Below are 15,035 nucleotides of genomic sequence, written 5' to 3'. Positions count from 1 at the left end.
ACCTGACCGCAAGTTGCGGGCTCGAGACGAATTTTTCGTGCGAGCCACTCCGACGATACCATCAGCGACAGAGCGCTGTAAGGCGCACCAGATAAACCAAGCAAGCTTAGCTAGGGCCGTGCACGGCCGGGCGCGATAAATGGAGCCACAGTACTCATGAACAATCACGCGATGTACACGCTGAATGCGACGACCGAACTGGCGCTGCAGAAGAATGTTGTCAGTATTTCCGGCTTAAACAAGTGGTACGGTGATTTCCATGTGCTGCGCGACATCAACCTGAAGGTCATGCGTGGCGAGCGCATCGTTATCGCCGGCCCTTCGGGCTCGGGCAAGTCAACGATGATCCGTTGCATCAACCGCCTGGAAGAGCATCAGAGGGGCCAGATTATCGTCGATGGCACGGAACTGACCAACGACCTGAAGAAGATCGACGAAGTGCGCCGCGAAGTCGGCATGGTGTTCCAGCACTTCAACCTCTTCCCCCATCTGACGATCCTGGAAAATTGCACGCTGGCGCCGATCTGGGTTCGCAAGATGTCGAAGAAGCAGGCCGAAGAAGTCGCCATGCACTTCCTTAAGCGCGTCAAAATCCCCGAGCAAGCGAACAAGTATCCGGGCCAGCTTTCCGGCGGCCAGCAGCAGCGCGTGGCGATCGCCCGCTCGCTCTGCATGAACCCGAAGATCATGCTGTTCGATGAGCCGACCTCAGCGCTCGACCCGGAGATGATCAAGGAAGTGCTGGACACCATGGTCGGCCTCGCCGAAGAAGGCATGACCATGCTTTGCGTGACTCACGAAATGGGCTTCGCGCGCCAGGTGGCCAACCGCGTGATCTTCATGGACCAGGGCCAGATCGTCGAACAGAACTCCCCCGCCGAGTTCTTCGATAATCCCCAGCACGAGCGCACACGCACTTTCCTTTCACAGTTGCTGCACTAGTCGCGAAACAAGAGTTGCCCTAGTGAAGCGTGGTTGCAGCACCTGACTGACTTGTTGGTGGGCGATTGGTGGAAAATCTGCTTGGCTCGGCGCACGCCCTTAACGAGGCGTGGAAGAAGCCGTAGATAACCAGGACATCCAGCCTCTCGGCAATATCGTCCACCGCTATCGGCCCCGGTAGACAGCAGGCGCGACGGATCGCCGAGCAGAGGTTTCCAGGATCGTGATCTCATTCTGCGACAACGACGAATGGTCCAACGGCTGGTCGGATACCGCAGCGCACGCTCTATCAGGCAACGGCGGCGCAAAGCCGGGCAATGCCGCCCGCTTCGGAAGCGCCGCTGCAAATCTGCGGCCCGATCTTGCGGGACGGATCGAAAAACGCACGGTCATCCCTGTCATCCACAACCTCGATAGCCTTCATCAGTCCATCACCACGCACTTCGCCGACGTTTTTATGGCCGACGACGGCGCCTGCCAGCGCGGCCTGAAAATATGCGCCGACAGAACCGGCCTTGGCGACGAGATCGAGTCCATCGACGCACTGGAGATTGGCGACACCTGCCGCAGCGCTGATCGGATGGGCGGAATAAGTCCAGCCATAGCCGATCGCGTTGACGTTCTCGGCCCTTCTACAAGAACTTTCTAGAACGGAAATAATCGTACCGGAGAGAGGTGCATAGGCCGAGGTCAGGCCCTTGGCGAAGGTCAAAAACGTGGGGGTCACGCGGCAAGATTAAGCTTTGCCTTTCTAAGACGGCCGTCCGCAACGGCTGCTCGGACTTGCAGAACCCGATAAGCGCTGATCGGCGACCAATGCATCTGACGCTTCTGGCGCCGCCAAGTTCGGGATGCTGGTCCAATTGGGTAAGCATCTGCTTTGTGGCCTCGCTTGCCTCGCGGATATATCCACTCCATAGAAGATGTCGAAGCCTTGGCAAATGCACCGCAATGTCTCGAAGATAGATGTTCAGATCCCGAAGATGCCCGATGCACTCCCAGGTCTGTTCAACGTGCCGCCGCCGCATCGATTGATGATACCAGTCTAGAATATGCGTAACGGGCTGGCGTGTTGCGCTGACGACGATGCTCTGCAAGCCAACGTCTCCGTCGCTGAAGACACTAACGTTTCGCCGGTGCGGACATCCTTGTGCGCGCATCGCCGCGCGAATGATATCGTGTTGGCGGTGGCGATCTTAGGTGCACCGGAAAACTGACGCGGTGGTCGGCCTTGCGCAACAACGCGTCCCATCGGGAGCTAGAAATGCCGGCTCTGATAGCCGGGCAGCGCGAATGTGAGCGCCATCAATGAAAACGGAAACAGGAGACTTGCCGGCGCGACTGATACGAAAGATCGCACGCGCGACGGCAGGCACCGCGTTTGCAGGATCGGCGGTACCGTCGCGGCTCGATTGTTCGGCCCCCGACAAGGCCTTTTTCGATTAGGGCGACTTTCGATCCCCGCCGGGCCAGGTAGTAATAGCGAAGACGGCGACGATGCCGCCGCCGATCACGACCGCATCGGCGGCAGTTGACAGTTGCGGCGTTGTGTCGACGCGAGTCAATGGTGCGGGCATGGCATGGTCTCCGTCGCCGGCCCGTTTAGCGAATTCACCGCCGCGGCTTTGCCGGAGTTCATCCCTCGACAGCAGAAGATTCCGTCTCGGCGGGAAGCCGGGAGCTATTTGTGCTTCTGCATGTCCTTCAATCCGGTCGACACATCCATGCTATGTGTTAAGCTCGACGTTGAAAAGCCGCAGCAGATTATGCTGCGTCGTTGGCGATCTCGGGCAAACGAAGGCGCGCGTGATGATGAAACTCGATCGGATCGACATAAAAATTCTCTACGAACTGCAGAAGAATGGCCGCGTCACGAACGTGGAACTCGCCGAGCTCGTTAACCTGTCGCCGAGCCCCTGCCTGATGCGGGTGAAGAAGCTGCAGTCCGAAGGTTATATCGAAGGTTATTCGGCTCAGATCAATGTCAGCAAACTCGGGCAGACACTCACCGTGTTCACGGAGATCACCCTAAAGAACCATCGGCAGATCGACTTCGCGCGCTTTCTTGCGGCGATCGAGAGGGTCGACCAGGTACTCGAATGCCACCTCGTCTCGGGTGGCTACGATTATCTGCTGAAATTTGTCACTGCCGGCATCGACGAATATCAAACGATCATGGAGCGACTAACTGACATGGACGTCGGCATCGACAAATATTTCAGCTTCGTCGTCCTCAAGTCCCCGATCGTCAAGGCCCATATGCCGCTGACCACTTTATTCCCGCATTAATAAGCGCAGCCGGGCGTCCGGTTCGGCCTCGAACGATCGATAGCCGGAGAGCTTCCAATGCCTCGAATGGGCAAAACTCGGAACCGCGGCGTTTGCAGACTAGCGCCGTCGTTGCTCCTAGTGATTCACGGTGTTCCCCGGCGACAGCTCTCGTGACCTCGGTGGGTTTGGCTGGGTTGTGGCGGGATTTTGAAATCACCCGCTAAAGCGGCGCGTCTCTCAAGCAACGCCACCTTCCACATCGACTTAATCTAGGGTGGTATCTGACCCATCCAGAGGCAGACCGCGATGATCGAGGCCCCGCCACGGAGTGCCTGCCGCGTCAATCTCAGAACCCTCGAACCGAATAAGGAAGATAACATGTCACTGTTGGTCACCATCAATACCGATCCGAATTTCACGGCATGGCGTCCTGCGCGAAATCAGCGTCGCGTTTCTAGAAATCCGGCTACAGCGACGATGGCTGCATCCGTGTGCGGCAAAGCGGCTAGCTCGCCCAGCGTCACCGGTTTAATGGGTGGGCGCAGCCGATAGTAACCGACTTCATCGGGCGCAACGCCGCGGCATCGCGCCAGCAATTCAACCGCGGTCAGACCGCACAGCCGCCCCTGACATGGTCCCATTCCGCATCTTGTGAACGCCTTCATCTGGTTCGGGCCTGGTACGCCGAGCGCTGCAACCTCGCGCAGCTTGCCAGCCGTGATTTCCTCGCAGCGGCAGACGACGGTGCCGTCCTGCGTAGGGAGCCGGAATTTCTCACCAGGACTAAAGCGACGCTCGATGAACGTTCTGCCTCTCATGGCACGAGCTAGCTCTCGCGTGAGCCGTGTTCGACGCTTTTCGTAGGCATTTCGGTCAACGAGATTCAACTCAAATGAAGCATTGAGGCCAGCCAACTGCCCTTGGAGGGCGGAGGCAATCGCGCCGACTACGCCGGCACCATCGCCGGCGATCGAAACAGCTGGAACGGAACTTGCGCCGCAGGCATCGACGCTCGGGCGGAATACGGCCGAGTGCTCGTCCCAAAAATAATCGCATCCCGCCACCAACGTGAGATTCAGGTTTGGCGCGATTCCTTGGTGCAAGAGGAGAAGGTCGCCTTCAATCTCAAGGGAATTCTTACCCTTGCGCACTCGCAAAGCGCTGAATTTTTCCTGTCCACCGGCCTCGATTGCCGTCACCCCGCGAACGACTCGGGTCCGACGGTGAACATCGAAGAGAAGTTTCAGACCTTTAAGGGCATAGGATGAGGTGGCAAAGGCGGGCAGATGAACGAGAGCCGTACGCCAGTTCTCGCGTGGCGTGGCGTCGACAACTGCGATGACATCTACGCCTGCCCGGAGAAGCTGGCTTGCCACTAAGTACAGCAGCGGCCCGGCTCCGGCGAGGATGGTCCGTCCGGATGGCACCAGACCTGACGACTTCATCAATATCTGCGCCGCTCCCGCCGTCATGACGCCTGGCATGGTCCACCCTGGGAACGGAAACGGGCGCTCGAGCGCGCCTGTTGCGAGGATCACCCGGTGGGCGGCGATCGCCCGAGCAATTCCGCCGAGCGAAATCCCGACCTCGAGCGAATGCACGCCGTCGGAAGCTTCTTCGTCAGCAGGCCCGACGCTCCATACAGTCGCACCGGGGGCGTAGCTCAAGTTCTGTTGCCGAAACCGCTCGATGAGCGTCCGCCCGGCAGCGTAGTCCGGCCCCATGCGGGCGAGGTCGGCATCTGATGCATGCTCGACCGACCGGTAAATCTGCCCGCCAGGGGATTCGTTTTCATCGGCGAGCAATACCGCGAGGCCGTGGATCGAGGCTTCGATGGCTGCCGACAGGCCGGCAGGGCCTGCGCCAACAACAACGAGGTCATAGGCAGGCGCGAGATCGGTGGCAGACTGAATGTTTCTAATCATTCTTCCTGCCCCGGCATGGCTGCGCCGTCCTGTGTCTCGATCCGCATTCCTTCCGCAACGGTGGTCATGCAACCCTGCCGGTTCGGCCGGCCATCGATTTGGACGAGGCACTCGAAGCACACCCCCATCATACAGTAAGGGCCACGGGCGGCGCCGGACACCGGAGTGTGCCGGGTGATGCAATGTCCCGCGGCCAGCAGTGCGGCGGCAACGCTATCGCCTTGTCGGGCCATGGTCGACATGCCGTTGAATGTGAATGATATTGAACGCTCCCTTCGGTCAGGCAGCCGCCGGAACATGGAACCTCCGGGAATGAAATGCGGAAAGATCGTCAGAAAGCGCGCCAGCTGAAATCTGCGGTGGCAGAACCAGCGCATGATTGGCCGCCAGAGTCACGCCGGAATGGCAGGCACATGCGAACGCACCAGGGAAGCTCTCTGACTGCTCGTAAATGGGGTAGCCGTCCGGCGTTACCACACGGAATGCGGCCCAGACCCGCACTGCATTGGCGTCCTTTAGAAGGGGAAATGTGCGCAAGGCGCGTTCGGCCAGGACCGCAGTAATCGGCCCGCGCGGCCGCTGGTGATCGATCGTCGCTTCCTTGCTTTCGCCGATCAGCACCGAACCCTCGTCTGTCTGTCGCAGATAGCCGGTGGCATGGCTGAGAAAGGGTTTCAGCCGCTCGGTGACGATGATCTGACCACGGCTGGGCGAGAGCGGAACGTTCAGCCCGACCATTGGAGCGAGAGCCGTGTTACCGATGCCTGCTGCAAGCACGATCTTGCCGGCACCGAGCCGCCACCCGTCTCCGGCCAGTTCGAACGCGCCGGCGCGATGGCGGATCGCAGTCGTCTTTCGATGGGGCAGATAATGAACGCCGCGCTGCTGCGCTGCTCGGTGAAAGGCCGCAAACAGCCGCAGCGCGTTTGCGTGACCGTCGAGCGGGCTGAAAATTGCGCCTGCTACCGACTCGCCGACGAGGGGCAGGCGGCGGCGCGTCTCCGCCTGATCGAGTATCTCATATTCGAGCGGCGGCGTTCCCTCGGCGTCCATGCCGGGTTGGCCGGCGAGCTTCGCCATTGACGCAATCCCGCGTTCCAGTTCCCTTGGCGTGAGCCGAATTGAGAAGCCGCCTGACTGGACAAAGCCGGTGTCAATACCAGTTTCGGCCTTGAGCGCGGCCGCCAACTGGTGCCAGTTTGCGGTCGAGGTTCGCGACCAGCGCGAGTAGGCGGCGTTGCCGAGGCCCTTGCTCGAACTCCAGACCAGACCGAAATTCGCCCTAGCTGCCCTATTTGCCAGATCGCCTTCGTCGACGATGGCAACCCTTTCCCCGCACCTTGACAGACCCCAAGCAATCGATATGCCGACCAGGCCGCCGCCGATGATGATTACGTCGTAATCCATTTCGCTAGCTTCCTTCCATGCGTTATCAACGGCCTTTTGTTGGCCGGCACTCACGTTCAGATGGCACCTACCTTAACTTTCGAACCGTCCAGTAGACGCGACAAGCGGAAGGGGCTGGGGTCGACACAAGGCGTATCATTGGCAACTAGGTCCGCGGCCAAGCGGCCGATGCCGGGTCCAAGGCCGAAGCCATGACCAGAGCCTCCCGCCGCCAAGTAGAGACCTTTCACACCATTGGCCGGCGAGATCACCGGCACTGCATCTGGCGTGAAATCCACGTACGCTCCCCAGCTGTCGGCGACTTCGACCCCGGCCAGCGCGGGAAACTGCGACTTGACGTTCTTCAAGATCGCGGCGGCCGTCCGACGGTTCGGAGACGGATCGAGGACGCGTGTTTTCTCGAAAGGCGACCGTCCATTCTTATCCCAATGTCCGAGCGCCTCCGGACCTTTGAAGAAGGATTCACCGATCCCGAACTGCACGGCTTTTAGGCGCTTCATGAACATTGGCATGAACCAGCGGGCGTAGCGAATACCTTGTGGGGTGATATCCAGCATCGCCCTGCCGCTGATCGCAAGCGTGTAGCTGCCATCCAACCGGCGGGTCAGCCCACACTCCGGCGTATAGATCGCCTCGCCCAGATTCGCGGTGGGCCGTGTACGAAGCGCTGTTTGACGCACGCTCGCCTGTGGAAACACAACGCCGTACTCGCGGCAAAACATCGACGTCCAGGCACCGCCAGCGCAGAGGACGGCTTGTGTGCGGATGGTTCCCTTTTCGGTGATTACCCCTGCCACCGCTCCATTTTCCAGATCGAGACCCCGCGCAGCGCACTCTTGGTGAATCGTCGCCCCGAATTTGCGAGCGCCGTTCGCGATCGTCGGCGCGGCGATGGCGGGTTCGCCCTTGCCGTCATCGATCGAATGCACTCCGCCGAGCCATTCGCGGCCGTTCGCCGGAATCGTGGCAGCCGCCTCCTTGGCGCTCAGCATCCTAGTATTGACGTTGAACTGCCGGGCCGTCTCGCGCCATGCTTCCCACTCCGCCAGTTGCCGGGGATTGTCCGTAGCATAAAGCAGACCGCATCGACGGAAGCCGACGTCCTCTCCGATTTTGGACTCAAACTCACCCCATATGCGCAGAGCGACACCGGAGAGAGGCAACTCGCGCTCATCCCGGTTCTGCTGGCGGCACCAACCCCAATTACGGCTCGACTGCTCGCAGCCGACATGGCCCTTTTCGACCAGAGCTACGGAGAGTCCCCGCTCCGCTAAAAAGAAAGCTGCCGTTGCACCAATGATGCCGCCGCCGATGACCACAACATCGGCCTTCGCGGGAAGCTCTTGATCGTTCTGTATGCGCTTGACAATTGGAGACATGGGGCTGACCTGAACTTTTCGGCCGATCTATACGGCACTGTTTCCTGCTCCTCCGGCAGGAGCATCTGAGGCAATGACGGCTATAGCATCGACTTCGACGAGATAGCTTAGTGAAGTTCCGGTACCGGAACGACATGCGAGTCGGGCAGGAAACGCCCGAGCCTTGCCGTTCGACGGATGCATTTCGATGACGCCTTGGGCCGGACGCAGGAATTTCCCGACGGCAGGGGCAGGTCTGGATCAACGTTGGTCATCGCGCCTCCTCGAAGCGACGTGATGTGAAGCTACCGAGGGAAGGCGAGCAGCATGTATCGAATGCAAACGCAGGGGCGGCAGGAAATACCGTTTTCGGCGGCGCGACAGTCACAGCTAAAACGGTCGAGCGGGTAAGCTACAGAGCATCGTCTGACGTCAGCCGTTTTGAATCGGCTGCCCGTCGAGCACGACAGATGCCCTGATCAGTTCATGCCACCCCTGCTGCTACAGGCTCAATAACCAGACCGTACACAATCAAAGACCGAGATATAAGCTATGACTACAGGCACTAATGAGTCCCCTGCGCTCGCCATGATCCACACGGTCCCCGGGATCATCCCCGTGTTCAGCGAGCTTGTTAGCCGCCATCTGCCCGGTTGGCGCCCGTTCAACATGTTGGATGAGAGCTTGCTGGGAAACACGATCCGCGAAGGCGCGCTGTCACGTCAGACCATGCGCCGGCTTGCGACTCACATTTGGTCGGCGGTGGATGCGGGGGCGTCCGCAGTCCTCGTCACCTGTTCGTCTCTCGGCCCTGCAGTGGATGCGGCAATGCCACTTTGCCCGGTACCCCTCTTCCGTATAGATGATGGGATGGCAATTGAGGCCTTGCAATGCGGAGATCGAATTGGCGTCCTCGCAACGCTGTTTACAACATTGAGCCCCACGACCCATTTGATCGAACGCCATGCTCAGAGATTGGGTCGCGAAATTCTCCTTACAAGTCATCTCTGCGAAGGGGCGTTTGAGAAACTGCGGGACGGAGACAGGTCGGCGCATGATGCGCTGATACGCGAAGGCCTCGCTGCCTTGTTGGGCAACGTCGATGTGGTTGTTCTAGCTCAAGCATCGATGACAAATGCCCTGAGCGAGATAAAAGGCACACCGATCCCAATCCTAGCCAGTCCCGAACTTGGAGTGCGGCACATGTCCTCAGCGCTGAAGAGCGCGACGTCCGGGAAAGCCCTGAGAGGCGAGGCAACTCGTTGATATTCAGGCAGCTCAACGGATCGTGGAAACTTGGTTCGCCGTCGTTCAGGGGCGACGCGGCAGAAAGGAGAGGCGCACTGCCCATCGAGGGATCTACCGGGGACCAGCAAACTCGGCGAACATCATGCCATCGTGGAGCGCCTGATGGATGATGGATATGGCATCGACAAATATTTGCGACATGTGTGCTGAAACTCGCCGATCGTCAGGTCGCACCTGCCACTGAGAGCCTCTTTGCCCGCAACTATCGGCCTCCGACCGAGCGGATCAGCTTCGGATCCTGCTGTAGCCCGTCGAGCCAGGCCGGATCGAGTTTCGGGACGGATGAGAACAGTAGCTGTGAGTAGGGATGGCTCGCGCTGCTGCTCATGGCCGACGGAGGGAGCTGCTCGATCTTTTCGCCCGCATACATCACGGCGACTTCGTCGCAGATCGCCTCGACCACGGAGAGGTCGTGGCTGATAAAGATGTAGGAGAGAGAAAGCTCCCGTTGCAGTTCCTTGAGAAGGTCAATGATGGCTGCGGCAACAACTGTATCAAGTGCCGACGTAACCTCGTCACACAGGATCAGTTTTGGTTCGGCAGCAAGCGCGCGAGCGAAGTTTACGCGCTGCTTCTGACCGCCGGACAGTTCTGACGGGCGTCGGTGCTTCAAGGACCGGGGCAGGCGAACCATATCCAGGAGTTCGTCGACCCGTTTCTCACGCTTCTCACCTGTCATGCCGTGATAGAAGGCCAACGGTCGCCCGAGAATATCGCTGATCGATTTGGCCGGATTGAGGGCGGTATCGGCGTATTGGAAAACGATCTGCAGATCTCGCAACTGTTCACGCGTACGAGCGTGGGCAGCCGGTGCCAGCATCTGTCCATTGAATGCAATTTTGCCCGCAGCCGCCGGAATGATGCCGGCGATCGTTCGAGCCAAGGTGGACTTGCCACAGCCGGACTCACCGATAATTCCCAGATTGCGGCCGCTCTCGACCTCGATGCTGACGGATTTTAGGGCCTTGACGAGGGGGGTACCGTCGGCCTGGATGGGTCCATAGCCTGCGACAAGGTCCTGCACCTGAAGAATCGCTTTGCTCTGCTGCTTGTCAGAGGATTTGGCCCGTGCTTCCGGCTTGAAAGCGGCCAACAATTCCTTGGTATAAGGATGCTGGGGTGTCCCGAGGATTTGTTCGGTGCTTCCGATCTCCTGGACTTCGCCTCCTTTGAGGACGACGATGCGATCGGCGATCTGGGCCACCACGGCGAGATCGTGCGAGACGTACACGCCGCCGATGCGGCCTTTACGCATTACGGATTTAAAGGCGCGCAGCACTTCTATCTGGGTCGTCACATCAAGCGCGGTCGTCGGCTCGTCGAAGATCACAAGTTTTGGATCACCGATCAGGGCCATCGCGGCCGCCAGGCGCTGCAACTGACCGCCGGAGACCTGATGCGGATAACGGTTACCGATCATTTCCGGATCGGGAAGCGAGAGCGCCTTGAATAGACTTACCGCGCGGGTGCGGGCCTCTTCGGCCGGCATCAGGTCATGGATGCGAGCGATCTCGATGACCTGTTCCATAATCGTCTGTGACGGGTTGAAGGCCGCGGCGGCACTTTGTGGTACATATGAGACGGCGGTTCCCCGGATCTTGGCCCGTTTTTGCTCCGGAAGGCTTGCCATGTCCTGACCGGCGAGCACGACGGAGCCGCCGCTGATCCGACAGCCGGGCCGGGCATAGCCCATGAGGGTTAGAGCGATTGTCGTCTTGCCTGATCCGCTTTCACCGATCAGAGCGACGATCTCCCCTTCAGCGACTTCGAAACTGACGCCACGGATGATTTCGACGATGCGGCCGGAGTCGGTCTTGGCTTCGACCTTGAGGTCACGGATTTCGACGAGGTTGGCCATCATTCGCTCCGATCGCGTATTTTTCTCGGAAGGTTGTCGATCAGCAGATTGACGCTGATCGTCAGCGTGGCGATAGCGATCGAGGGGAAAATCACCGCGGGTGCGCCGAGAGGGAGGCCGCCGATATTCTCGCGCACGAGGGCGCCCCAATCCGCATAGGGCGGCTGCACGCCAAGCCCGAGGAACGAAAGGCCCGATAGGAGCAGCACGATGAAGACGAAGCGCAGGCCCAGGTCGGCAAGCACCGGCCCGACAATATTGGGCAGGATTTCGGACGCGACCAAGTAAACTATACCTTCGCCGCGCGCGCGGGCCACTGTGATGAAGTCCATCGTGTTGATGTTGACTGCGAGAGCCCGGGCGAAGCGATAGGAGCCGGGCGTGTAGATCACCGCAAGCGTCAGCACCAGAACCGGAATGGACGATCCGACTGCGGCCACGACGACGAGGCCGAAAAGTTTGCTTGGGATGGAGTTCATGGCATCGAGAAAGCGACTGAGAAGGGTGTCAACCCAGCCGCCAGACACCGCCGCGATCATGCCGAGCACGACGCCCGAAAAGCAAGCGATGCTAACGGCGACCAGCGAAATGCCGACAGTATAGCGCGCTCCCATCAGGATGCGCGAAAGCATGTCACGTCCCAGATAGTCTGAACCTAGCCAGAATTGCTGGCTCATGGGGCCGAAATAGTCAAAATCGAGTATCTCACCGACCGGATGGGGAATGATCCAGGGAGCAATGACGGCGATGATTGCCCAGAAAGCAATGATGGCAAAGCCGACCACACCGACCAGATTGATGCGATAGGCGAATTTCAGACGCTTTGGTGCATGTGTTTCGATCGTGGTCATCATCGTAGCCTCGGATTGGCAAGAATGGCGATGATATCGGCCGTCGTGATCAGGATCAGATAGCCGACGCAGAATATCATCGCACAGGATTGGATGAGGGGGAGATCGCGAGTGGCGACGGCATCGACCATCAGCTTAGCGATGCCGGGATAGTTGAAGATCGTTTCAACAATGATTACGCCGCCCAGAAGGTATGAAAGCGAGAGGGCAATCGCATTGACGATCGGACCGAGCGCGTTCGGCAGCGCATGTTTCAACACGATGCGACTGCGTGAGGCACCCTTCAACAGTGCCATTTCGGCATAGGGTGTGTTCAGCGTTTCTACCACCGCAGCCCGGGTCATGCGAATCATCTGCGCTGAGACGCCAAAGGTGAGGGTGATCACCGGCATGGCGTAGACGCGCACTATGTCGGTGATAGTGTGAACTTCATTGGTGAATGAAATCGCTGGCAGCCATTGCAAATAGACTGCAAAGAACATGACGGCCAACGTCGCTATCATGAATTCTGGTACCGATATGACGCCGATCGTCAACACGGTGACCGCCCGATCATAGAGCGAGCCTCGCACCATTGCAGCGCTAACGCCGAGGGTTAATGCAATCGGCACTGCGAACAAGGCGGTAAGGCCCGCGAGTTTCATCGAGTTCGCGAACCGGCCGCCGATGAGGTCGGCGACTGGCATGTTGTTGGCGTAGGACGTGCCCAGGTCACCCGATAGCAGCCCGCCCATCCAATAGATGAAACGGAGAAGCGCCGGGTCCTCGAGATGCATGGCCTTGCGCAATCCTGCGACGGCCTCCGGCGTTGCAGCTTGGCCGAGCAGGATTGATGCAGTGTCTCCCGGTAGGAGCGTCGTCGCTGTGAAGACTGCGAAGGAGACGATGACCAAGGTGATCACGGCTATGAGCAATCGGCTAAGCACAAGGGATAGGACCTCTTTGTTCACACTCGCTCCCTTCCAGCTATCGGAACCAAAGTGCAGGGGGCCATAGCAACGTGGCTGCAGCCCCGAGCCTACTTTGTCAATCAAGATTCAAACCAAACATACTCAGCCATGCGATGACCCATCATCCCTCCGAGCGGGTTTGTTTCCATGCCCTTGAGCTTGTCCGTGATGGCGTCGATACCAGTCAGGTAGGCCGGAATGATGGTGCCGGCCTCCTCCGCGATCATTACCTGCATCGCGTTGTAAATAGCTTTGCGCTTCTCCTGATCGAGCGAACCGCGCGCCTCGATCAGCATCTTATCGAATTTTTCCGATTTGTAATGGCTCTCATTCCAGGGAGCTCCGGACGCGTATAGCAACGAGAAGAGGATATCGGGCGTCGGCCTGTAATTGATATTGCCGAAATGGATCGGCGCCTTGAGCCAGTACTTGTCCCAATAGCCGTCGGAGGGCACGCGCTGGACGTCGAGCTTCATGCCGATTTCGGCGCCGGCAGCCTGAATGATCATCGCCATGTCGATTGCGGAGTTCGCGGCCTCGGACGCGATCACCGGGATCGACTGCCCGAGAACGCCCGCCTTGTTGAAATGGAACTTGGCCTTTTCAGGGTCGTACGGCTTCGGCTTGAGATCGTCATTGCGATAGGGGTTGCCCGGGAAAATCGGCTGGTCGTTTGCAATTTCTCCGCGCCCACGTAAGGCTGCCCTCAGGATCTGCTCACGATTGACCAGGTGCTTCATGCCCGCCACGAAATCACTATTTTGACCAGGGGCCGTATCAAGGCGCATGTTGAGGTTGGTGTAGCTGCTGGCGCTCGATTTCGAGAGAACGAAGCCCGGCCTGCTTTCAACGAGCCGCTCCGAACGAGGATTGATAGCAGCCGCGACATGGATGTTTCCGGACAGCAAGGCGTTTACGCGCGAGCTGTCGTCGCTGATCGCGAAGAACTCAAAGGAGTCGACAAATGGACCCTTCGGCTTCCAATATTGATCGTTCCGCCGCATCAGCGAGCGCACACCGGGTTCGAAGTTTTCGAGAACGAAAGGCCCTGTGCCGTTCCCCTTGGAGAAGTCGGCGGTCCCTTCCGCGATGATCATGAAGTGATGCAGCGCCAGGATGGTCGGCAGATCGGCGTTGGCATCTGCGAGTGTGATTTCGAGAGTGAGATCGTCAACCGCCTTGAATCCCGTCATTTGCTTCGCGATGGCATTGACCTTGGAGCCCACGTTAGGATCCAGGTGGCGCTTGAGCGAAAAGATCACGTCTGCCGACGTAAGTTGTTTCCCGTCGTGAAAGGTGACGCCCCTGCGCAGCTTCACGGTCCACACCTTAGCATCGGCGCTCTCGATGCTTTCCGCCAGCTCCATCTCGACTGCGCCGGACTTGTCGAGGTTTGAAAGCCGGTTATAGACCGCGCAACAGCGTGAATAATCCGTGGAATTCGACGCTTTGGCCGGGTCGAGCGTGTCTGCGGTCGAAGACTGGAAGCCTGCTACCTTGAGATGTCCTCCGGTTACCGGAGTTGCGGCGATCGCCTTAGTGGCGCGACCTACGATGACGCCGCCTGCAGACATGGCGACGCCGCCGGCGAGAAGCATTTGCAGCAGTTCACGGCGGGTGGCACCACGTCGGATGGCGCTTTCCACCACTGCGTCGTCGGCTCGGGTCCAATTCGTAGTCTTTAAGTCGGTCATGGCATTCCCCTTTTCTTCTATGGCGGGCCGCCTGCTGGGCGAGCCCGACCCGGTTTTAAAAGTCAGGCGCGCGAAGCGGCTACGGCCTCTGCGAGGTCGGCCATCGACGTGAACTGATAATCGGCTGCGGTGAATTCGGCCGGCTCGATCGTGTCATTGCAGCCCTTCTGCGCATGCCGCCGCTCCCGCCGCTGTTCGCCATAAGTGCGATCGGCCGGCAGGCGGAGCTTCGGCGCGATCGCGAGATTGACGCGCACCAGATCGTCGGGAAGAAGTCGGCGGCGTCTGCGTAGCAGGCCGCGCGATAGAGGCTGAGCGCCCGCTCGCCATCGATTTCATGTCCCATTGCGGCCGCGACCTCGGCAAGGCAAGCGTTGAGACTGCCCTCGAATTCGATGGGCGTGCCAACGACGTCGAAGGTCATGTACTTGAATTCCCGAAGGCTCTTGCTCACGCGAATTCCCCAGTGTT

Annotated in this window: 11 protein-coding genes and 4 pseudogenes; 3 read left to right on the top strand and 12 right to left on the bottom strand. The window is 59.2% G+C overall.

Annotated elements, in window-relative coordinates; genetic code table 11:
- The first annotated feature begins 171 nt into the window (after window positions 1-171).
- Window positions 172-942: an amino acid ABC transporter ATP-binding protein gene (locus tag PH551_RS20220; RefSeq protein WP_285194654.1), complete on the top strand. Its 771-nt coding sequence runs from the start codon at window positions 172-174 to the stop codon at window positions 940-942.
- Between the two features lie 310 nt (window positions 943-1,252).
- Here PH551_RS20220 and PH551_RS20215 read toward each other — a convergent pair.
- The 3 pseudogenes from PH551_RS20215 to PH551_RS20205 all read right to left on the bottom strand — a co-directional run.
- Window positions 1,253-1,663: pseudogene (locus tag PH551_RS20215) on the bottom strand (aminotransferase class III-fold pyridoxal phosphate-dependent enzyme); the annotation flags it as partial.
- Between the two features lie 2 nt (window positions 1,664-1,665).
- Window positions 1,666-2,294, bottom strand: a pseudogene (locus PH551_RS20210) (hypothetical protein); the annotation flags it as partial.
- Window positions 2,295-2,342: 48 nt separating this feature from the next.
- Window positions 2,343-2,519, bottom strand: a pseudogene (locus PH551_RS20205) (FAD-dependent oxidoreductase); the annotation flags it as partial.
- 235 nt (window positions 2,520-2,754) lie between these two features.
- Here PH551_RS20205 and PH551_RS20200 point away from each other — a divergent pair.
- Window positions 2,755-3,231 (top strand): Lrp/AsnC family transcriptional regulator, encoded by a 477-nt coding sequence (locus PH551_RS20200; RefSeq protein ID WP_285194653.1) that lies wholly within the window; start codon window positions 2,755-2,757, stop codon window positions 3,229-3,231.
- A 422-nt stretch (window positions 3,232-3,653) separates the two neighbouring features.
- Here the strand turns inward: PH551_RS20200 and PH551_RS20195 are convergent, their stop codons facing one another.
- From PH551_RS20195 to PH551_RS20180, 4 genes are read right to left on the bottom strand one after another with little or no spacing between them, the layout of a single operon-like run.
- Entirely contained in the window at window positions 3,654-5,138 is a 1,485-nt protein-coding gene (locus PH551_RS20195) for an NAD(P)/FAD-dependent oxidoreductase (protein WP_285194611.1), read from the bottom strand.
- Entirely contained in the window at window positions 5,135-5,437 is a 303-nt protein-coding gene (locus PH551_RS20190) for a (2Fe-2S)-binding protein (RefSeq protein ID WP_285194610.1), read from the bottom strand. The genes PH551_RS20195 and PH551_RS20190 overlap by 4 nt, the downstream gene beginning before the upstream one ends.
- Window positions 5,418-6,545: an NAD(P)/FAD-dependent oxidoreductase gene (locus tag PH551_RS20185; protein WP_285194609.1), complete on the bottom strand. Its 1,128-nt coding sequence runs from the start codon at window positions 6,543-6,545 to the stop codon at window positions 5,418-5,420. The genes PH551_RS20190 and PH551_RS20185 overlap by 20 nt, the downstream gene beginning before the upstream one ends.
- 56 nt (window positions 6,546-6,601) lie before the next feature.
- Complete coding sequence (locus tag PH551_RS20180; RefSeq protein ID WP_285194608.1) at window positions 6,602-7,924, bottom strand: NAD(P)/FAD-dependent oxidoreductase; 1,323 nt, start codon at window positions 7,922-7,924, stop codon at window positions 6,602-6,604.
- A 531-nt stretch (window positions 7,925-8,455) separates the two neighbouring features.
- On the opposite strand from PH551_RS20180, the gene PH551_RS20175 reads away from it, so the two are divergent.
- Entirely contained in the window at window positions 8,456-9,169 is a 714-nt protein-coding gene (locus tag PH551_RS20175; RefSeq protein WP_285194607.1) for an aspartate/glutamate racemase family protein, read from the top strand.
- Between the two features lie 244 nt (window positions 9,170-9,413).
- Here PH551_RS20175 and PH551_RS20170 read toward each other — a convergent pair whose 3' ends face one another.
- From PH551_RS20170 to PH551_RS20150, 5 genes and pseudogenes are all read right to left on the bottom strand, one after another.
- The gene (locus PH551_RS20170) at window positions 9,414-11,069 is read right to left on the bottom strand and encodes an ABC transporter ATP-binding protein (RefSeq protein ID WP_285194606.1); all 1,656 of its coding nucleotides are present in this window, start codon (window positions 11,067-11,069) and stop codon (window positions 9,414-9,416) included.
- Entirely contained in the window at window positions 11,069-11,923 is an 855-nt protein-coding gene (locus PH551_RS20165; RefSeq protein ID WP_483315433.1) for an ABC transporter permease, read from the bottom strand. The genes PH551_RS20170 and PH551_RS20165 overlap by 1 nt, the downstream gene beginning before the upstream one ends.
- Window positions 11,920-12,870 carry an ABC transporter permease gene (locus PH551_RS20160; protein ID WP_285194604.1) on the bottom strand — a complete coding sequence of 317 codons (951 nt, stop codon included), beginning with the start codon at window positions 12,868-12,870 and terminating at the stop codon, window positions 11,920-11,922. Before PH551_RS20160 ends, PH551_RS20165 begins: the two co-directional genes overlap by 4 nt.
- Window positions 12,871-12,950: 80 nt before the next feature.
- Window positions 12,951-14,564 (bottom strand): ABC transporter substrate-binding protein, encoded by a 1,614-nt coding sequence (locus PH551_RS20155; RefSeq protein WP_285194603.1) that lies wholly within the window; start codon window positions 14,562-14,564, stop codon window positions 12,951-12,953.
- Window positions 14,565-14,713: 149 nt separating this feature from the next.
- Window positions 14,714-15,018 (bottom strand): annotated as a pseudogene (locus tag PH551_RS20150) (HAD family hydrolase); the annotation flags it as partial.
- Window positions 15,019-15,035 lie beyond the last annotated feature (17 nt).

The organism is Rhizobium atlanticum, from assembly GCF_030182485.1.
Taxonomy (GTDB): domain Bacteria; phylum Pseudomonadota; class Alphaproteobacteria; order Rhizobiales; family Rhizobiaceae; genus Rhizobium.
Note: the sequence above shows the minus strand (reverse complement) of the source record. Positions and strands in the feature narration are given on the sequence as shown.